This is a genomic window from Rhodovulum sp. 12E13 (assembly GCF_003340565.1).
Taxonomy (GTDB): domain Bacteria; phylum Pseudomonadota; class Alphaproteobacteria; order Rhodobacterales; family Rhodobacteraceae; genus HLUCCA09.
This window is the reverse complement of record NZ_QPLK01000009.1, coordinates 109176-128029: the sequence shown is the minus strand read 5'-3', so window position 1 is coordinate 128029 and position 18854 is coordinate 109176. Positions and strand designations below refer to the sequence as shown.

The window sequence follows — 18854 nt, the reverse complement described above, 5'->3', positions numbered from 1 at the left end:
GACAAAAACCGTGATCTGCCGCAGGGGAAGGCTGCCGCGTGGAAATCGCCCCCACCAGGCGGATGGGGAGCGCACGCGATTCGCCGCCGTCGGCCGCCCGAAGGACGGGTGCCGCGCGACGGGCCGGCACCAAAGGAAAAGGCCCCGCGCCTGACGCGGGGCCCCTGTGAAATCGCCGGGCGGTGGCCTCAGCTCTTGTCTTCGCCCTTGAGCGCGGCGCCCAGGATGTCGCCGAGCGAGGCACCGGAGTCGGACGAGCCGAACTGCTCGACCGCCTCGCGCTCCTCGGCGATCTCGCGCGCCTTGATCGACAGGCCCAGCCGGCGCGACTTGCTGTCGATGTTGGTCACGCGCACGTCGACCTTGTCGCCCACCTGGAAGCGCTCGGGCCGCTGCTCGGAGCGGTCGCGCGACAGGTCGGAGCGGCGGATGAACGACTTCATGCCCTCGTATTCCACCTCGATGCCGCCATCCTCGATCGCGGTCACCTCGACGGTGATGATGTCGCCGCGCTTCACGCCGCCCACCGCGTCGGCGAACTTGTCGCCGCCGAGCGCCTTGATCGAGAGCGAGATGCGCTCCTTCTCGATGTCGGTCTCGGTGACGACGGCCTTGACCACGTCGCCCTTGCGGTAGTTCTGGATCGCGTCCTCGCCGCGCTCGTCCCAGCTCAGGTCGGACAGGTGCACCATGCCGTCGATGTCGCCGGGCAGGCCGACGAACAGGCCGAACTCGGTGATGTTCTTGACCTCGCCCTCGACCTCGGTGCCCTCGGGATGGGTCTCGGCGAAGACCTCCCACGGGTTGCGCATGGTCTGTTTCAGCCCCAGCGACACGCGGCGCTTCTGCGTGTCGATCTCGAGCACCATCACGTCGACCTCCTGCGAGGTGGACACGATCTTGCCCGGATGCACGTTCTTCTTGGTCCAGCTCATCTCCGAGACGTGGACGAGGCCCTCGACGCCTGGCTCCAGTTCCACGAAGGCGCCGTAATCGGTGATGTTCGTCACGCGGCCGGTATGCACCGAGCCGATCGGGAACTTCGCCTCGACGGTATCCCACGGGTCGGCCTGAAGCTGCTTCATGCCGAGCGAGATGCGGTGCGTCTCCTTGTTGATCTTGATGACCTGGACGCGCACCGTCTCGCCGATCGAGAGGATCTCGGAGGGGTGGTTCACCCTGCGCCACGCCATATCGGTGACGTGCAGCAGGCCGTCGACGCCGCCGAGATCGACGAAGGCGCCGTATTCGGTGATGTTCTTGACCACGCCATCGACCGCCTGGCCTTCCTGCAGGTTGGCGATCACCTCGGCGCGCTGCTCGGCGCGGCTCTCCTCGAGGATGGCGCGGCGCGACACGACGATGTTGCCGCGGCGACGATCCATCTTGAGGATCTGGAAGGGCTGCTTGAGGCCCATCAGCGGGCCCGCGTCGCGCACCGGGCGCACGTCGACCTGGGAGCCGGGCAGGAACGCCACGGCGCCGCCGAGATCGACGGTGAAGCCGCCCTTGACGCGGCCGAAGATGGCGCCCTCGACGCGCTGCTCGTCGGCATAGGCCTTTTCGAGGCGGTCCCACGCGGCCTCGCGGCGGGCCTTCTCGCGGCTGATCGAGGCCTCGCCGCGGGCGTTCTCGACCCGGTCGAGATACACTTCGACCTCGTCGCCCACCTCGATCTCGGGGGCCTCGCCGGGATTGGCGAATTCCTTGAGTTCGACGCGGCCTTCCATCTTGTAGCCGACGTCGATGATGGCCTGCCCCGCCTCGATGGCGATGACGCGGCCCTTGACGACCGACCCCTCGGTCGGCGTGTCGATTTCGAGACTTTCGTTCAGGAGGCTCTCGAATTCCTCCATGGATGCGTTCGCGGGCATGTGTCTGTTTCGGATCCTGGTTTGCGATGTTGCGGGCCGGGCGGTTGTCTCCGCCGGTCTGGAGATTGGTCTTTTCACGGGGCACCGGGAAAACACGAAGGGCCGGAGGGAGCCCCCGACCCTGCTCGTCGTCCCCGGCGTTGACCGCCTGCTTCTCTGACGCGCCGCTTTATACAGGCGCCGGCGCGGGGTGGCAAGCGCGGCCCGGGCGTATTTGGACCAGAAAGAAGCCGGGGACGCCGCGCTTGACCCAGCCGGCCGCACGCGGCTAGGGGCGCGGATCCGGAGAGAGAGCATGCCCGACAAGCGCCCCGACCGATCCCCACCGCCGAGCGTGCAGGCCGGCGCGCCGTGGCGCAACTTCCACGGCCGCCGCCACGGCAAGGCGCTGCGCGACAGCCAGCGCGCGTACCTGGAGCAGGATCTGGGCCGCCTGTCGCCCGGCCCCGTCACCTGGGAGGAGAACCCCGCGCGCCGGCCGATCGACCTCGCCGCCCTGTTCGGGGGGCGCCCGGTCTGGCTCGAGATCGGCTTCGGCGGGGGCGAGCACATGGTGCACCAGGCTGCGGCGCACCCGGAGGTGGGCCTGATCGGCTGCGAGCCCTTCGTCAACGGCGTGGCGATGCTTCTGGGCAGGATCCGCGAGGCGGGGGCCGACAACATCCGCATTCATCCCGGCGACGTGCGCGACCTGTTCGACGTGCTGCCCGACGCCTCGGTGCGGAAGTGCTTCCTGCTCTACCCCGATCCCTGGCCCAAGGCGAAGCACCACAAGCGCCGCGCGGTGACGCCCGAATACCTCGCGCCGCTCGCCCGTGTCATGGCGCCGGGCGCCGAGCTGCGTGTGGCGACCGACATCCCCGACTACGTGCGCCAGACGCTCGAGCAGGTGCCGCGCCACGGCTTCGACTGGACAGCCGAGCGGCCGGACGACTGGCGCCGCCCGTGGGACGACTGGGTGACCACGCGCTACGAGGCCAAGGCGCTGCGCGAGGGGCGGGTGCCGCACTACCTGACGTTCCTCCGGCGGCGTGCTCGGGGCTGACCCCCGACGCGGGCGGCGGTTCGCCGCGCGCCCGGACGGGGCACGGGGGAGACGCTCCGTGATAGGCTGAGCCACTCGCCGAGGGAGGGGGCGTCATGGCCGACATCCGCATCACCAATTGCCACGTGCACACCTTTACCGATGCGCACGTGCCGGAGTTCTTTCCGCATCCCGCCGCCTGGCCGCTCAGGCGCGTTCCCGGCCTCGCGCGCGGCGTCCGGGTCGCGCTCGCCTTCGCCGGGCAGGAACGGCTGGCCGAAGCCGTCGAGCGGCTGATCCGCTTTCGCCAGACCGGGGCGGCCGGCGCGCAGGCGCGCATCCTCGCCGAGATCGCGCGGCAATACCCCCAGGGCACCCGCTTCGTCGTGCTGCCGATGGACATGGCCCATGGCGGCTGGGGCGCGCCTGCGCAGGCCCTCGCCGCCCAGCACGACGAGCTCGCCGCGCTGGCGGCCGAAAGCGCGGGCCTGGTCCTGCCCTTCGCCACGGTCGACCCGCGCTCCGCGGACAGCGTGGCCGAGGCGCGGCGGGCGATCGAGACGCTCGGCTTCCGCGGGCTGAAGATCTATCCGCGCCTCGGCTTTCCGCCCGACCACGAGGCGCTCATGGGCACGCTCTACCCCCTGCTGGTCGAGCGCGGCCTGCCGGTGCTCAGCCACTGCTCGCGCGGTGGCGTCACGGGGCGGGGGCTGTCGGTGCGCCGGGCCGACGCCCTGACCGATCCGCGCGCCATGCTGCCGGTGATCGAGGCGCATCCCGCCCTGCGCATCTGCCTCGCCCATTTCGGCGGCCAGCGCGACTGGGACGCCTATATCCGCGAGGGGCTCGCGCCGGGCGACGCCGAGGCGCGGCGCCGGAACTGGCTCGCCTCGATCCTCGACCTGCTGCGCGCGCACGAGGGCGGGCCGCTCTGGGCCGACATCAGCTACACGCTGTTCGCCCGGCCGCACTACCTGCCGTTTCTCAAGGTGTTTCTCGAGGACGAGGCGGTGTGCGCCCGCACCCTCTTCGGGTCCGACTTCTACATGACCCGGCAGGTCGAGACCTCGGAGCGCGAGATCTCGGTGCGCCTGCGGCAGACGCTGGGCGAGGACACCTTCCGCGCCATCGCCGAGACCAACCCCGAGCGCTGGCTGGGCGAGAGGTAGGCCGCGCGCGCCGCCCGGATCGAGCCCGCGGCAGGCTGGATTCCGCCCACGCCCTGCGCTAGGGCGAGGCCCGCCCCCTCCGGAGGGGCCGAGCCCGCAAGGAGACGCCGCATGGCCGCGCACGGCACGCCCACGCCCCTGACCGCCCCCGCCTCGGGGCCCCTCACGGGCGAGGCCCATGTGCCGGGCGACAAGTCGATCAGCCACCGGTCGCTGATCCTCGGCGCGCTGGCCGTGGGCGAGACGCGGATCACCGGCCTGCTCGAGGGACAGGACGTGCTCGACACGGCGACGGCGATGGCCGCCTTCGGCGCCGAGGTCGTCCGGCACGGAGAGGGCCGCTGGTCGATCCACGGCGTGGGCACCGGCGGTTTCGCCGAACCCGAAGACGTCATCGATTGCGGCAATTCAGGCACCGGCGTGCGGCTCGTCATGGGGGCGATGGCGACCACGCCGATCGCGGCCACTTTCACCGGCGATGCCTCCCTGCGCGCGCGCCCGATGGGGCGCGTGACCGAGCCGCTGGCCCTCTTCGGCGCGGAGGCGCGGGGGCGCGCGGGCGGACGGCTGCCGCTCACGCTCACGGGCGCCGCCCTGCCCGTGCCGGTCGACTACGCCACGCCGGTCGCCTCGGCGCAGGTCAAGAGCGCCGTGCTGCTCGCCGGGCTGAACGCCCCCGGCGCGACGGTGGTGACCGAGCGGGTGGCGACGCGCGACCACACCGAGCGGATGCTGGCGGGCTTCGGCGCCGAGGTGACGGTCGAGGATACCGCCGCGGGCCACCGTATCGCCCTCATCGGCCGGCCCGAGCTGCGGCCCCAGGCCATCGCCGTGCCGCGCGATCCCTCCTCGGCCGCCTTCCCCGTCTGCGCGGCGCTGATCGTGCCCGGCTCCGAGATCGTGGTGCCGAATATCGGCCTCAACCCCACCCGCGCCGGCCTCTACACCACGCTGCAGGACATGGGCGCCGACCTCACCTTCGAGAATCCGCGCGAGGAAGGCGGCGAGCCGGTGGCCGACCTGCGCGCCCGCTACTCGCCCGCGATGCGCGGAATCACCGTGCCGCCCGAGCGCGCCGCCTCGATGATCGACGAATACCCGATCCTCGCGGTCGTCGCGGCCAACGCCGAGGGGGCGACCCACATGCCCGGCACCCACGAACTGCGCGTCAAGGAAAGCGACCGGATCGACGCGATGGCGCGCGGCCTGCGCGCCTGCGGCGCCCGCGTCGACGAGACCGAGGACAGCTTCACCGTTCACGGCGCGGGTCCCGGCGGCCTTCCCGGCGGCGCCACGGTCGCGGCCCGCCTCGACCACCGCATCGCCATGTCGTTCCTGATCGCCGGCATGGCGGCGCGGGCTCCCGTCACCGTCGACGACGCCGGCCCCATCGCCACCTCCTTCCCCGATTTCCGCCCGCTGATGGAGCGCCTCGGCGCCCGCTTCGAGGCCGCGACGGAGGACGCATGACCCCCGTCCGCCCGACGCGCAGCGCCCCGCCCTTCTTCTTGCTGCAAATATCCCCGCCGGAGGCCGGCCGGCCGGCCCGGCCCGTGGAGCGGCGGGCATGAGCTTCACCGTCGCCATCGACGGCCCCGCGGCGGCAGGCAAGGGCACCATCGCGCGGGCCGTCGCGGCGCGGTTCGGGTTCGCGCATCTGGATACCGGGCTGCTCTACCGCGCCACGGGGCGGCGCACGCTCGACGGCACCGCGCCCCTCGACGCGGCGCGCGCCCTGCAGGCCGACGATCTGGCCGACGAGGCGGGCCTGCGCACGCAGGAGGTGGGGCAGGCGGCGAGCCGTGTCGCGGCGATCCCCGAAGTGCGCGCGGCGCTGGTCGACTTCCAGCGCGCCTTCGCCACGCGGATGGGCGGCGCGGTGCTCGACGGGCGCGACATCGGCACCGTCATCTGCCCCGACGCGGCGGTGAAGCTGTTCGTCACGGCCACCGACGACGAGCGCGCCCGCCGCCGCCATGCCGAGCTCGCGGCCAAGGGCCACGCCGTGACGCTCGAGCAGGTGGCGGCCGACCTGCGGGAGCGCGACGCGCGCGACCGGGGCCGCACCGACGCCCCGCTCAGGCCTGCACCCGACGCGAAGGTGCTCGATACCTCCACGATGTCGATCGACGAGGCCGTGGCCGCGGCCATCGCCATGGTGGCCGACGCGCGAGACGATCGCCCGGGCGCCTGACCCGGTTGCGGGCGGCGCGGCACGCCCCCCCCGAGCGGCGCGCATGGCCATCGAGGCGAGAGACCGGCAGCAATGGTCAGCGAAATGGCCGTCGCGCTGTCGAGCAAGAGCTGCCGGGCGCTCGCGTTGCGTGCGGCGCGATCGGCGCGAGTGAGGGCCCCTGCCCCGCGCGCGCGGCCTCGGCCCGTCACGGCGAGACACGGCCGTCGGCCACCGCCCGCGAGAGGGCGAAGGGCCTGCCGGAACGGCCGGGTCAGGAGGCGAGCTGCTCCATCACCTCGTCGGAGACCTCGAAATTGGCGGTGACGCGCTGCACGTCGTCGTCGTCTTCCAGCACCTCGATCAGGCGCATCAGCTTCTGCGCGCCCTCGTAGTCGAGTTCGGTCGTGTTGAGCGGCTTCCAGACGAGTTTCGTCGATTGCGCCTCGCCCAGACGCGCCTCGAGCGCGCTCGAGACGTCGTTGAGATCGGTGTCGGCGCAGTAGATCGTGTGGCCGTCAGCCGTGCTCTCGACGTCCTCGGCGCCGGCCTCCATCGCGGCCTCGAGCACCGTCTCCTCGTCGGCGGCATCGGCGGCATAGACTATCTCGCCCTTGCGCTCGAACATGAATCCGACCGAGCCGGTCTCGCCGAGGTTGCCGCCGTGCTTGCCGAAGGTCGAGCGCACGTTGGAGGCGGTGCGGTTGCGGTTGTCGGTCATCGCCTCGACGATGATCGCCACGCCCCCGGGGCCGTAGCCCTCGTAGCGGATCTCCTCGTAGCCGTCGCCCTCGCCGCCCTGGCTCTTGTCGATGGCGCGCTGGATGACGTCCTTCGGCACCGAGTTCGCCTTGGCCTCCTTCACCGCGAGGCGCAGGCGCGGGTTCTTCTCGGGGTCGGGGTCGCCCATCTTGGCGGCCACCGTGATCTCCTTGGACAGCTTCGAGAACAGCTTGGAGCGCGCAGCGTCCTGGCGCCCCTTGCGGTGCTGGATGTTCGCCCATTTGGAATGGCCGGCCATGATCGTCTCTCTCGCGATGCCTGAATTCGCGTGCATATAAGGCGCGGGGCGGGGCGAGGGCAATCCCGCCCGCCCCGCGAGGGCACGCGCCCCCACGACGAGGCCGCCGCGCGACGGCGCCGGGCCCGCCCCGCGCCCGGCGTCAGAAGCCTATGGCGCAGCCGTCCTTGCGCGGATCGGAGCCCGCCATGTAGCCGCCGCCGGGCAGCCGCCGGATGAGCTGCGCGCCACCGAAGCCGAAAGCGTTGTCGGGCGCCTCGACCACGATCTCGTGCCCCATGGAGGAGAGCGCGGCGCGCGTGGCCTCGGGCATCGTCTCCTCGCAGGCGACGGTGCGGCCCTCGACGAAGCGCCAGCGCGGCGCGTCGGCGGCCGATTGCACGTCCTGCCCCCAGGCCTGCGTGCGCAGCACCATCTGCACGTGGCCCTGCGCCTGCATCGGCCCGCCCATCACGCCGAAGCTCATGTCGGGCACGCCGTCGCGCATGACGAAACCGGGGATGATCGTGTGGAACGGGCGCTTGCGCGGCCCCACCTCGTTGGGGTGGCCCGGCTCGAGGGTGAATCCCGCGCCGCGGTTCTGCAGGCTGATGCCGGTACCGGGCACCACCACCCCCGAGCCGAAGCCGGCATAGTTCGACTGGATGAACGACACCATCATGCCGTCCGCGTCCGCTGCGGTCAGGTAGACGGTGCCGCCGTTGAGGGGCGCGCCCGCGCCGGGGTCGCCCGCGCGGTCCGGGTCGATCCCGGCGGCACGCGACCGCAGGTAGCCCGGGTCGAGCAGCGCCTCGACGGTGACGGGGCGCATCGCGGAGACGTCGGCCACGTAGGCGTACAGATCGGCGAAGGCGAGCTTGATCGCCTCGATCTGCAGGTGCAGGGCGCGCGGGTCGTCGGGTGTCATGTCGTGCACGCCGCTCGCCTCGAGCATCCCCAGTGCCATCAGCGCGGCGATGCCCTGCCCGTTGGGCGGGATCTCGTGCAACTCGGCCTCGCAGGTGCCGGTGCGGATCGTCTCGACCCATTCGGGGCTGTGGGCGGCAAGATCATCCCCGGTCAGCGCCGCGCCATGCTCGGCGGCGAAGGCGGCGATGCGCTCGGCGAGCGCCCCCTCGTAGAAGGCGCGGCCGCCGCTCTCGGCGATCAGGCGCAGGCTCTCGGCCTGGCCGGGATGGGCGAATCGCGCCCCCGCCTGCGGCGCCCTCCCGCCCGGCATGAAGGCCTCGGCGAAGCCGGGCTGGTTGCCGAGCGCCTCGGCCCCCTTGGCCCAGAGCGCGCCGATCACCGGGGAGACGACGAACCCCTCCTCGGCGTATCGGATGGCAGGCGCGAGCAGCGTGGGCAGGTCGAGCCGGCCGAACCGCTCCGACAGCGCCGCCCAGGCGCTGACCGCCCCCGGCACGGTCACCGATTCCCACCCGCGGAACGGCATCTCCGACATCCCGGCGAAGCGCTCGGGCGTCCAGCCCGCGGGCGCTGCGCCGGAGGCGTTGAGCCCGTGCAGGCGCGTCCCGTCCCACAGGATGCAGAACGCGTCCGAGCCGAGGCCGTTGCCGGTGGGCTCGACCACGGTCAGCACGGCGGCGGCGGCGATGGCGGCGTCGACGGCGTTGCCGCCGCGCATGAGCATCGACACGCCCGCCTGCGCCGCGAGCGGCTGCGAGGTGGCGACCACGTTGTCGGCCAGCACTGGCGAGCGCCGCGAGGCGTAGAGCGAGTCATGGCGGATGAACATCAGGCGGGTTCCTTTCGGTCGTCTGCCTTGCGGCGTGCGCGCATGTGCGCCCGCACCGACCAGGCGATGGAAAGCACGGCCAGCACGAGGAAGATCAGGCTGACGGGCCGGGTGAAGAAGAGCGACCAGTCGGCGTCGGTCATAAGCGCGCGGCGAAGGTTGGTCTCGGCGATGGGGCCCAGGATGACGCCCAGCACCAGCGGCGCGAGCGGGAAGTCGAGCGCGCGCAGCGCGTAGCCCAGCACCCCCACGGCGCCGAGCAGGTAGAGATCGGTCACCCGGTTGTTCAGCGCGAAGGAGCCGACGACGCAGCACACCAGCACCAGCGGCACGATGGCCCATTTCGGCACCTCGGCCACCCGCAGGAACGCGCGCATGAAGGTCAGGCACACGACGAGCATCAGCAGGCTCGACACGACCATGGCGAGGAACATGCCGTAGACCAGGTCGGCGTTGTCCATGATCAGCCGCGGCCCCACCGAGATGCCGTGCACCATGAGCGAGGCCATCAGGATCGCATCGACCGCCGAGCCGGGGATGCCGAGCGCGATGAGAGGGATCAGGCCGCCGCCCGCCGTGGCCGAGTTGCCCGATTCGGAGGCGACGACCCCCTCGGGCGTGCCGGTGCCGAACGTCTCCGGCGTCTTCGAGGCGCGCTTGGCCTGGTCGTAGGCGACGAGGTTGGCGATCGAGCCGCCCGCGCCCGGCAGCGCGCCGATCGCCACGCCCACGACCGACGAGCGGATCAGGTTGACCGGGCGCATCACCACGTCGCGCATCGCGTCCCAGACGCGAAAATCGATGCTGCCGGTGACAACCTTCTCGCCGCGGCGGATGGCGCCCGCATCCTCCACCTCGGAGGCGAGTTGCGAGATGGCGAAGATGCCGATGAGCACCACGAGGAAGGGAAGGCCCGCCTGCAGCACCTCGAGCCCGAAGTCGAAGCGCGGCTGCCCCATCATCGGGTCGGCGCCCACGGTGGAGATCGCGAGCCCGATCAGCGCCGCGATCAGGCCGCGCGTGGCCGAGTGGCCGACGAGGCTGGCCACGATCGTGAGCGCGAAGACGATGAGCGAGAAATATTCCCACGGTCCCAGCCGCACCGCGAAGACGGCGAGCGGGGGCGCGGCGACGATCAGGACCGCGGTGGATATCACCGTGCCGAGAAACGAGGCCCAGACCCCGATCGACAGCGCGCGCCCCGGCTCGCCCCGCCGGGCCATCGGGAAGGCGTCGAAGGTGGTGGCCACCGCCGACGGCGTGCCGGGTATGCCGAGCAGCGCGGCCGAGATCAGGCCGCCGGTGTAGCCGCCCACATAGACGGCCAGCATCACCGCGATGCCCTGCAGCGGGTCCATCGCGAAGGTCAGCGGCAGCGTCAGCACGATCGCCATCGTCACGGTGAAGCCCGGGATGGCTGCGGCGACGATGCCCGCGATGGAGCCCACCAGCATGTAGATCAGCGTCTCGGGCGACAGCACCACGGCCGCGCCCTGCAGGAAGGCGTCCATCTCAGCGGCCCCGCGGCAGGAAGACGTTGAAGACCTCGGCGAAGAGCCAGTTCAGCCCGTAGGAGAACAGGAGCGCCAGCAGCAGCGCGGTGCCCATGGCGACCGGCGTCTTGGGCGCGAGCACGCCCTGCATGACCGCGAGAAAGACGAAGGTCGCGGGTGCGAAGCCGACCACGGGCATCACGGCGAGGTAGAGGCCCAGACAGGCGAAGAGGAAGAAGACGAGCCGCCGCGACACCGCCCAGTCGCGGATATCGGCCGCGAAGCGGGCGTAGGCGGCGCGCGGCAGTCGGCGCATCGTGGCGACGATGGCGCCAAGGAGCAGCGCCATCAGCGTGCCGTGCACGATCATCGGAAAGGCGCCCGCGCCAAGCCGTTCGAAACGCGACACGGGCAGCCCTGCCGCCTCGACGAACAGCGCCGCCGAGACGGCGAAGAGCGCGACGTAGGCGACGAGCCGGGCGACCTCGCCCGACTCGCCCGTCCGGTCCCTTTCAGCCCCGACGTCGCTCACGGCGCCAGCACCTCGGCGAGGCGTTCCACCGTGCCGGCCAGCGAGGCGAGGTAGGCCGTGTAGTCCTCCTGCCCGCGGAAGGCGACCTCGGCGCCGGCGTTGTTGACCTGCTGGACGAAGGTCTCGTCTTCCGACAGCTCCATCAGCGCGGTCTCGAGCGTGGCCTGCGCCTCGTCGGGCGCCCCCTGCGGCATGACGATGCCGCGGGTGATCGTCAGCTCCAGATCGGCGCCGAGCTCGGTCAGCGTGGGGATGTCTGGGGTCTGCGCCATGCGCTCGGTCGCGCCGGTGGCGAGAAACTTGAGGTCGCCGTTCTCGGCGAACTGCAGCGACGAGGCGACGTCGCCGATGGCGAGATCGAGGTTGCCGCCCACCAGCGCGCGGATGCGCTCGCCCGTGCCCTCGTAGCCCACGTAGGACCACTCGATGTCGAAGGCCTCGGCGATCATCGCGGCATGCAGGTGCGGCACGCCGCCGAGCGTGACGCCGATCGTCAGGTCGCCCGGGTTCTCCTGCGCATAGGCCACCATCTCCTCGAAGGTCTCGAAGGGCGCCTCGTCGGCGGCGACGAGGTATTGCGGCGACGAGGTCATCAGGGCGATCGGCTCGAAATCCGACCATTCGAGCTCGGTCAGGCCCGTCACGGTAGCGGTCAGCAGACCCTCGTGGACCTGGCTGATCGTGTAGCCGTCGGCGTCGCGGCGCGAGGCCTCGCGCAGCCCCACCGTGCCGCCGACGCCGGGCATGTTGATCACCGGCATCTCGACGCCGAGATAGGGCGTGACGTTGTTGGCGACGATGCGCATCAGCGTGTCGCTGCCGCCGCCCGGCGACCACGGCACGATGAACTCGACGGGCTTCTCGGGGTAGTCCTGCGCGGCGGCGGGCAGCGCGGCGGCCAGGCCGAGGCCCAGCGCGACGGACAGTGGCTTCAACATGCTCATGGCGGTCTCCCTGCGATTGGGTGATTGTGGCGTGGAGCATGGGAAACCAGCGCCTCTGGCGAAAGCGAATTGTTCTGGTCTTTTTCACAAGCGGTGCTTACGAAACAACTTGTGGATCTGCGCCAGCTCGACACCCTGATCGCCGTCGCCGAGACCGGCAGCTTTGCCGCCGCGGCCGCGCGGGTAAACCTGACCGCTTCGGCGGTCAGCCAGCAGATTCAGGCGCTTGAGGCCGAACTGGGCGCGCAGCTCTTCGACCGGCGCACCCGGCCGCCCCGGCTCAACGCGGGGGGCGAGGAAATGCTGCGCACCGCCCGCCGGATGGTGCAGGAGATGGCCGAGACGCGGCTCGCGATCTCGGGCGGCAGCACGGCGGGCGTGCTCAGGATCGGGGCGATCCGCACGGTTTCGATGCAGCTTGCGCCCCACGCGCTCGCCGGCCTGAGCCCACGCTACCCCGATCTCGCCTTTGCGCTGACGGTCGGCGTGTCGGAGACGCTGATCGCCGACGTCGCCGCGCACCGGCTCGACGCGGCGCTCGTGGCCGAGCATGTCGGCCTGCCCGCCGGCCTGTCGTGGACAGAGGTGCTCTCGGAGCCGCTGGTGCTGATCGCGCCGCGCGGCACGCATGACGGGTCGGACGCCGAGATGCTGCGCCGCCTTCCCTTCATCCGCTACCGGACGGCGGTGCCGCTGGCCCGCCAGATCGAGACCGAGCTCGCCCGCCTCGGCGTCGCGCCGCGCGAGGTCGCCGTGGTCAACACGATGCCCGCGGTCGTCGGCTGCGTCGCCGCCGGCATGGGCTGCGCGGTGGTGCCCAAGCTCGCGCTGATGGACACCGCCGGCGACCGGTTCGTCGCGCGCCCCTTCGGCGAGGGGCGGATCACGCGGCGGCTGGGGCTGGTGGAGCGGCAGGTGTCGTCGCGCGCCCGCGTGCTCGAGGTGTTCCGGGCCGAGCTCGGTCGCTGCGTCGAGGCGGCAGGGCTCGACCGGCCGTCGGCGGCCCTGCCGGTCGACACGCTTGCCGGCGTGCCGGGCGGACGGTGACGGCGGGGCTGCCGCCGCTCAGCCCGCACGCCGGGCGGCCGTCGCCGCCCGTTCGAGCGCCTGCAGGAAGCGCGCCCGGTCGGCCCTGGAGAAGGCCGCGCCGCCGCCCCGGTGAAAGGGATCTGCCGCCCGGATGTCGGCCATCAGGTCGCGCATGGCCAGCCGCGCGCCGATATTGGCCTGCGTCAGCGCCTCGCCGTCATGCCGGATCACCTGCGCCCCCGCCTCGAGGCAGCGGGCGGCGAGCGGCAGGTCGGCGGTCACGACCACGTCGCCAGGCCCGCAGCGCTCCGCGATCCACCGGTCGGCGGCATCGGGGCCCGCGTCGACGACGACGAGCGAGACAAGCGGGTTCTCGGGCGGCCGGATCCCGCCGTTGCAGACGAGCACCATCGGCAGGCCGAGCCGGGTGGCCACCCGCTCCGCCTCCGACTTCACGGGGCAGGCGTCGGCATCGACGTAGAGCGTGGTCATCGGCATCTCCCGCCCCTGGCGCGGGCGAGGTTAGGCGGCCCGGTCGCCGATGGCCAGCCGATCGCGCGCGGCGCGTATCGCCTCAGGCCCGAAGCGGGCGCCCCCGCGGCCCGGCGATCAGCCAGACGAGCACCCCGAGGACGGGCAGGAGGATGATGGCGATCGTCCACGCGGCCTTGGCCGCGGTCGAGGCGCTCGACGTCAGGGTCTGATAGATCGCGTAGATGTCGAGCACGAGCACGACGAGTCCCAGGAGGAATTCCATGGCGAGGCTCCGATGCGTGTTGCGTCGGGGGGATCAGCGCGGCGGCACCGGCCCCTGTTCCGCACTGAGGCATCTGTGACCGCCGCGCGGCGCCCGCCTCTCGCGCGATTGCGCCGTGGCACCCATGTCGTATAGATCGTCCAGGCGCGAGGGGAGGCCACGACCATGCGCATTCTCATCACACTGGCCGCCGCCGTCGCGATCACGGTCGGGCTGGTGCTGGCGATCGTGACCGCCGGGGCTGCGCTCGCGGCAGGTGCACGCACGGCCGTCGAGCAGACGCCGGTGACCGCGGGCACCCTCTCGAAGGTGGCCTTCGCCGTGCTGTGGTGCCTCGTCTTCGGGGTCTCCGCCGGCCTGATCGGAGGCCCGTGATGGCCCAGCGCTTCGGCGGCAGATACTCGCCCGGCGGCTCTGCCGGCAAGACGTCGGGGGGCGAGGCCGGCGCGGCGCGCCTGCGCCCCTCGTTCGGCCAGCCCGTACGCGGGCGGGGGCGGCGCAACCTGCTCTACCTCGCGCCCCTGCCGCTGCTCGTCACCGCCTTCCGGCAGGATGCGGTGGGCATGGCGGTCGACCTCGCGGCGGCCGGCGTCATGGCGGGGTCGGTGTTCGTGCTGTCGGACGGCCTGCGTGCCGAGGATGCCTACCGCGAGCGCAAGGTTGCCAGGAAGCCGGCCGTCCCCCGCAAGATCGTCTCGGCCGTCGGCATGGGGCTGGGCGTGTTCCTGGCCGCCTTCGCCCCGGAGGTGCCCGCCCTCATCGAGCCCGCGCTCTACGGTCTGATCGCGGTGGCGCTCATGCTCGCGACCTTCGGGCTCGACCCGCTGAGAGACAAGGGGGTGTCGTCCGACGGCTTCCAGTCGGAGCGGGTGGCGCGCGCGGTCGACGAGGCGGAGGCGCATCTCGAGGCGATGGGGCTGGCCATTCACCGCGCGGGCGACCGGGCGCTCGAACGGCGGGTCGAGGCGTTCCAGACGACCGCACGACAGATGTTCCGCACGGTCGAGGAGGATCCGCGCGACCTGCCCTCGGCGCGCAAGTTCCTCGGCGTCTATCTCGTGGGGGCGCGGGACGCGACCGTGAAGTTCGCCGACCTGTATTCCCGCACCGCCGACGCACAGGCCAAGGCCGATTACATCGCCCTGCTGGACGATCTGGAGAGCAATTTCGCGGCGAAGACGGTAAAGCTGATGGAAAGCGACCGCACCGACCTCGACATCGAGATCGAGGTGCTCCGCGAGCGGCTGACGCGCGAGGGCGTGAAGCCGATGGAGTGAACTTCTTTCGGAAGACCCCCGGTTGTCCATCCACGGAGAGACCCCATGTCCGACACCGTCCGCCAGAAGGCAGAGGCCGAGCTCGAGGAAGTCGAGGCCGTCACCAAGGCCCTGTTGCCGGAACCCGCACCCGCCGAGGCGGTGGTGCCCATGAAGGAGGCCGACGCGCAGGTGAGCGACGCGATCCGCAAACGCATGGACGAGATCGACATGGCCGACACGAACTCGATCGTGGCGTTCGGCTCGTCGGCGCAATCCGAACTGCAGGAGATCAGCCAGTCGATGCTCGCGGGCGTCAAGAACAAGGATGTCGGCCCCGCCGGCGACAGCCTGCGCGAGATCGTCTCGACCATCAGGGGCTTTTCTGTCGACGAGCTCGATCCCAACCGCAAGCGTTCGTGGTTCGAGCGGATCTTCAATCGCGGCGGAAATTCGATCTCGGAGTTCATGTCGAAATACGAGGATGTGCAGCTTCAGATCGACCGCATCACCGACACGCTGCTCGGCCACGAGCACACGCTGATGAAGGACGTCAAGTCGCTCGACGTGCTCTACGAGAAGACGCTCGCCTTCTACGACGAACTCGCGCTCTACATCGCCGCCGGCGAGGAAAAGCTGTCGGAGCTCGACGCCACGACGATCCCCGCCAAGGAGGACGAGGTCGAGGCGGCGGCCGAGAACGACCAGGTGATGAAGGCGCAGGAGTTGCGCGACCTGCGCGCCGCCCGCGACGACCTCGAGCGGCGGGTGCATGACCTCCGGCTGACGCGGCAGGTGACCATGCAGTCGCTCCCCTCGATCCGGCTGGTGCAGGAAAACGACAAGTCGCTCATCACCAAGATCAACTCGACCCTCGTCAACACCGTGCCGCTGTGGGAGACGCAGCTGGCGCAGGCGGTGACGATCCAGCGCTCGTCGGAGGCGGCCAAGGCGGTCAAGGAGGCGTCGGACCTCACCAACGAACTGCTGACCGCGAATGCCGAGAACCTTCGGCAGGCCAACAAGACGGTGCGCGAGGAGATGGAGCGCGGCGTGTTCGACATCGAGGCTGTCAAGCAGGCCAACGCGACGCTCATCGCCACGATCAACGAGAGCCTCGCCATCGCCGACGAGGGCAAGAAGCGCCGCGCCACCGCCGAGGCCGACCTGCAGAAGATGGAGGCCGAGCTGCGCGATACGCTCGCGTCCGCCAAGGCACGTGCGACCGGGGGCGGCTCCGGCGACGCCGCCGCCGCGCCCGCGCCGACCGGCTGAGGCGCATGGGCGAGGGCGTGCTCCGGGCGGGATGGGCGGCAGCCGTCGCGCTGGCGCTGGCGTCGTGCACGCCGGCCCCGGTCGGTGTGTCGCCCACGCCACCCTCGCGCCCCGACCGCGCCGCCGAGGCGTCTCTCCCCGCGCCCGAGCGCAGCTCCGAGAGCCGGGCGCTCGCGCGCTATTACGCGCGGGTTCAGTCCGACCTGTTGGCGCAGGGGCTGTTGCGCACCGACGGCGGGGGCCGCGACACGCCCTTCGACGCGCGGATGCTGACCGAGAACTTCGTGCGCATCGCGCTCTTCGACGAATATGTCGAGAACAACGGCGCGATGGTCGCGCGCCAGACCGAAAGTGACCTGCGCCGCTGGACGGGGCCGGTGCGGCTCGAGATCGAGTTCGGCGAGACCGTCCCGCCATCTCAGGCCCGCGATGACCGCGCCGCCCTCTCGACGCTGGCCGCGCGGCTGTCGCGCGTGACGGGCCACCCTATCCGCGCTGTGCGCGACGGCGGCAACTTCCACGTGCTGATGCTGCACGAGGACGAGCGGCGCGGTTATGCCGACCGCTTGCGTGCGCTGGTGCCCGGGATCGGGCAGACCGCGCTGCGCACCATCACCGACATGCCGCGCTCGACCTTCTGCCTCGTCTTCGCCTTCTCCGAGGGGGCGAGCCGCGAATACGTGCGCGCGGTGGCGGTGATCCGGGCGGAGCACCCCGATCTGCTGCGCCTGTCCTGCCTGCACGAGGAGGTGGCGCAGGGCCTGGGGCTGGCCAACGACAGCCCGGCGGCGCGGCCCTCGATCTTCAACGACGACGAGGAATTCGCGCTGCTGACCCGGCACGACGAGCTCCTGCTGCGGATGCTCTACGACGACCGGCTGCGCCCCGGAATGCAGTCGCACGAGGCCGCCCCGATCGCCCGCGCCATCGCCGAGGAGCTGGTCGGGGGCGAGACGTGAGGCGGCGCACGGGGGGCGCATGACCGCCGCGCTCGCCGCGCTGCCCATCGCCGTGGTTCTGGCCGGCATCGGCGCGCTGCGCCTGTCGGCGGCCCGTGCGGGCGGCATCGGCCTCGCCGTCGCCGCGGTGCTGGCGCTGACGATCTTCGACCTCGGCGCGGCGGCGCCGGGGGGCCGGGGGCCGGCGGCGGGCGGCACGCTGGCCGAGGCGCTGCACGCGACGGGCGTGATCCTCTGGGTGATCCTGCCGGCGCTCGCGCTGCACGAGTTCCAGCAGGCGACCGGCGCGGTGGGCCGCATCCGCGACGCGCTCGGGGGCCTGACCACCGACCGGCGGATGCAGGTGATCCTGATCGCGTGGTTCTTCGGCCTGTTCATCGAGGGCGCGGCCGGCTTCGGCACGCCGGTGGCGCTGGCCGCGCCGCTGCTCGCGGGCCTCGGCTTTGCACCCGCCCGCGCTGTGGTGCTGGCGCTTCTGGGCCACGCGGCGGGCGTGTCGTTCGGCGCGGTGGGCACGCCGACGCTGACGCAGGTCGCGCTGTCGGGCCTCTCGGGGCGCGAGATCGCGCTGACCGTCACGCTGATGCACGCCGCGCTGGGGCCATTCCTGCTGCTGGTCGCCCTCTGGTTCGCCGCGCCGGGGCCGCTGCGGCTGCGCGATATCGGCTGGGCGCTCGTCGCGGCGCTCTGCTTCTTCATTCCCTCGGTCGCGCTCGCCGGCCTGATCGGGCCGGAACTGCCGAGCCTTGGCGGTGCGCTGATCGGGGGGGCCGCCTTCGTCGCGCTGCTGGTCCGCTTCGGCCCTCGCACCGAGGCGCGGCGGCCGGAGGGCCTCGCGGCCGATCTCGCCCCCTATCTCGCGATCCTCGCACTCGTGCTCCTGACGCGACTGGTCGGCCCGCTGCAGGAGGCGCTGTCGGGTCTCGCGCTGGCGTGGGAGCTGCCGGGCGGCTTCTCGGGCGCCTTCGCGCCGCTCTATCACCCCGGCACGCTGCTCTTCGCCGGGCTGATCGGCGCGGCGCTGGCGACGGGGCGCGCCCGCGCGGTGCCCGGCGCCGTGACGGCGGCGGCAGCCCGCCTCGGCGCGGTCGCGCTCGCGCTCCTCGCCATGCTGCTGCTGTCGCGGCTCATGGTCCATGCGGGCATGATCGCCGCACTGGCCGACGCGGCGGCCGAGGCGGGGCGCTACTGGCCGCTCGTCGCGCCCTTCCTCGGCGTGCTCGGGACGTTCGTCACCGGCTCGGCCACCGCCTCGAACATCCTGTTCACCGAGCTCCAGCTCTCGGCCGCAGAGACGCTGGGTCTCGCGCCGGTGACGATGGCCGCGGCGCAGGGCGCCGGTTCGGCCATCGGCAACGTGGTGGCGCCGCACAACATCATCGCGGGCGCGGCGACGGTGGGCCTTGTCGGCCGCGAGGGCACGGTACTGGCGCGGACGCTCGCGCCGGGGCTGCTCTATGCCGCCGCGCTCGGCGGCATCGTCTACGTGCTGGCGTCCTGAGCGCCCCGTCGACGCGGGGCAAGGCCGTTGGAACGGCCTTGGCAACGCGCTTCCAAGCGCGTTTTCCCCGGTGGCCACCGGGGTCTCGCCGGGCCGCATCCGGGCCGCT

At 72.0% G+C, this 18854-nt stretch carries 18 protein-coding genes; 10 read left to right on the top strand and 8 right to left on the bottom strand.

Going from position 1 to position 18854, the window contains the following annotated elements; translation table 11 throughout:
* Positions 1-188: 188 nt before the first annotated feature.
* Positions 189-2171 (bottom strand): 30S ribosomal protein S1, encoded by a 1983-nt coding sequence (gene rpsA / locus DLJ49_RS10330; protein ID WP_255566618.1) that lies wholly within the window; start codon positions 2169-2171, stop codon positions 189-191.
* Between rpsA and DLJ49_RS10325 the strand changes: the two genes are divergently transcribed.
* The 4 genes from DLJ49_RS10325 to DLJ49_RS10310 all read left to right on the top strand — a co-directional run bounded on the left by DLJ49_RS10325 (position 2170) and on the right by DLJ49_RS10310 (position 6261).
* Positions 2170-2919: a tRNA (guanine(46)-N(7))-methyltransferase TrmB gene (locus DLJ49_RS10325; protein WP_115393466.1), complete on the top strand. Its 750-nt coding sequence runs from the start codon at positions 2170-2172 to the stop codon at positions 2917-2919. The genes rpsA and DLJ49_RS10325 overlap by 2 nt on opposite strands.
* Positions 2920-3014: 95 nt before the next feature.
* Complete coding sequence (locus DLJ49_RS10320; RefSeq protein WP_115393465.1) at positions 3015-4067, top strand: amidohydrolase family protein; 1053 nt, start codon at positions 3015-3017, stop codon at positions 4065-4067.
* Between the two features lie 111 nt (positions 4068-4178).
* Positions 4179-5537 carry a 3-phosphoshikimate 1-carboxyvinyltransferase gene (gene aroA, locus DLJ49_RS10315; protein ID WP_115393464.1) on the top strand — a complete coding sequence of 453 codons (1359 nt, stop codon included), beginning with the start codon at positions 4179-4181 and terminating at the stop codon, positions 5535-5537.
* 97 nt (positions 5538-5634) lie between these two features.
* Positions 5635-6261, top strand: a complete 627-nt coding sequence (locus tag DLJ49_RS10310; RefSeq protein ID WP_115393463.1) for a (d)CMP kinase — start codon at positions 5635-5637, stop codon at positions 6259-6261.
* A 253-nt stretch (positions 6262-6514) separates the two neighbouring features.
* On the opposite strand, the gene DLJ49_RS10305 is transcribed toward DLJ49_RS10310, so the two are convergent.
* The 5 genes from DLJ49_RS10305 to DLJ49_RS10285 form a co-directional block, all read right to left on the bottom strand.
* Positions 6515-7261, bottom strand: a complete 747-nt coding sequence (locus DLJ49_RS10305; RefSeq protein ID WP_115393462.1) for a YebC/PmpR family DNA-binding transcriptional regulator — start codon at positions 7259-7261, stop codon at positions 6515-6517.
* A gap of 142 nt (positions 7262-7403) precedes the next feature.
* Positions 7404-8999, bottom strand: a complete 1596-nt coding sequence (locus DLJ49_RS10300; protein ID WP_115393461.1) for a gamma-glutamyltransferase family protein — start codon at positions 8997-8999, stop codon at positions 7404-7406.
* Positions 8999-10510 carry a tripartite tricarboxylate transporter permease gene (locus tag DLJ49_RS10295; protein ID WP_115393460.1) on the bottom strand — a complete coding sequence of 504 codons (1512 nt, stop codon included), beginning with the start codon at positions 10508-10510 and terminating at the stop codon, positions 8999-9001. The genes DLJ49_RS10300 and DLJ49_RS10295 overlap by 1 nt, the downstream gene beginning before the upstream one ends.
* A 1-nt stretch (position 10511) precedes the next feature.
* Entirely contained in the window at positions 10512-11024 is a 513-nt protein-coding gene (locus tag DLJ49_RS10290; protein WP_115393459.1) for a tripartite tricarboxylate transporter TctB family protein, read from the bottom strand.
* Positions 11021-11968: a tripartite tricarboxylate transporter substrate binding protein gene (locus tag DLJ49_RS10285; protein WP_115393458.1), complete on the bottom strand. Its 948-nt coding sequence runs from the start codon at positions 11966-11968 to the stop codon at positions 11021-11023. Before DLJ49_RS10285 ends, DLJ49_RS10290 begins: the two co-directional genes overlap by 4 nt.
* A 111-nt stretch (positions 11969-12079) precedes the next feature.
* On the opposite strand from DLJ49_RS10285, the gene DLJ49_RS10280 reads away from it, so the two are divergent.
* Complete coding sequence (locus DLJ49_RS10280; RefSeq protein ID WP_115393457.1) at positions 12080-13015, top strand: LysR family transcriptional regulator; 936 nt, start codon at positions 12080-12082, stop codon at positions 13013-13015.
* Positions 13016-13033: 18 nt separating this feature from the next.
* Here DLJ49_RS10280 and DLJ49_RS10275 read toward each other — a convergent pair whose 3' ends face one another.
* Positions 13034-13489: a YaiI/YqxD family protein gene (locus DLJ49_RS10275; protein WP_115393456.1), complete on the bottom strand. Its 456-nt coding sequence runs from the start codon at positions 13487-13489 to the stop codon at positions 13034-13036.
* An 82-nt stretch (positions 13490-13571) separates the two neighbouring features.
* The gene (locus tag DLJ49_RS10270) at positions 13572-13754 is read right to left on the bottom strand and encodes a PLDc N-terminal domain-containing protein (RefSeq protein ID WP_115393455.1); all 183 of its coding nucleotides are present in this window, start codon (positions 13752-13754) and stop codon (positions 13572-13574) included.
* A 165-nt stretch (positions 13755-13919) separates the two neighbouring features.
* On the opposite strand from DLJ49_RS10270, the gene DLJ49_RS10265 reads away from it, so the two are divergent.
* The 5 genes from DLJ49_RS10265 to DLJ49_RS10245 are packed head-to-tail and all read left to right on the top strand — an operon-like array spanning position 13920 to position 18745.
* Positions 13920-14129 carry a hypothetical protein gene (locus tag DLJ49_RS10265; protein ID WP_115393454.1) on the top strand — a complete coding sequence of 70 codons (210 nt, stop codon included), beginning with the start codon at positions 13920-13922 and terminating at the stop codon, positions 14127-14129.
* Entirely contained in the window at positions 14129-15031 is a 903-nt protein-coding gene (locus DLJ49_RS10260) for a 5-bromo-4-chloroindolyl phosphate hydrolysis family protein (RefSeq protein ID WP_115393453.1), read from the top strand. The genes DLJ49_RS10265 and DLJ49_RS10260 overlap by 1 nt, the downstream gene beginning before the upstream one ends.
* 45 nt (positions 15032-15076) lie before the next feature.
* Positions 15077-16285 carry a toxic anion resistance protein gene (locus tag DLJ49_RS10255; RefSeq protein ID WP_115393452.1) on the top strand — a complete coding sequence of 403 codons (1209 nt, stop codon included), beginning with the start codon at positions 15077-15079 and terminating at the stop codon, positions 16283-16285.
* Between the two features lie 5 nt (positions 16286-16290).
* Positions 16291-17244 carry a DUF2927 domain-containing protein gene (locus DLJ49_RS10250; RefSeq protein ID WP_115393451.1) on the top strand — a complete coding sequence of 318 codons (954 nt, stop codon included), beginning with the start codon at positions 16291-16293 and terminating at the stop codon, positions 17242-17244.
* Between the two features lie 19 nt (positions 17245-17263).
* The gene (locus tag DLJ49_RS10245; protein WP_115393450.1) at positions 17264-18745 is read left to right on the top strand and encodes an L-lactate permease; all 1482 of its coding nucleotides are present in this window, start codon (positions 17264-17266) and stop codon (positions 18743-18745) included.
* Positions 18746-18854 lie beyond the last annotated feature (109 nt).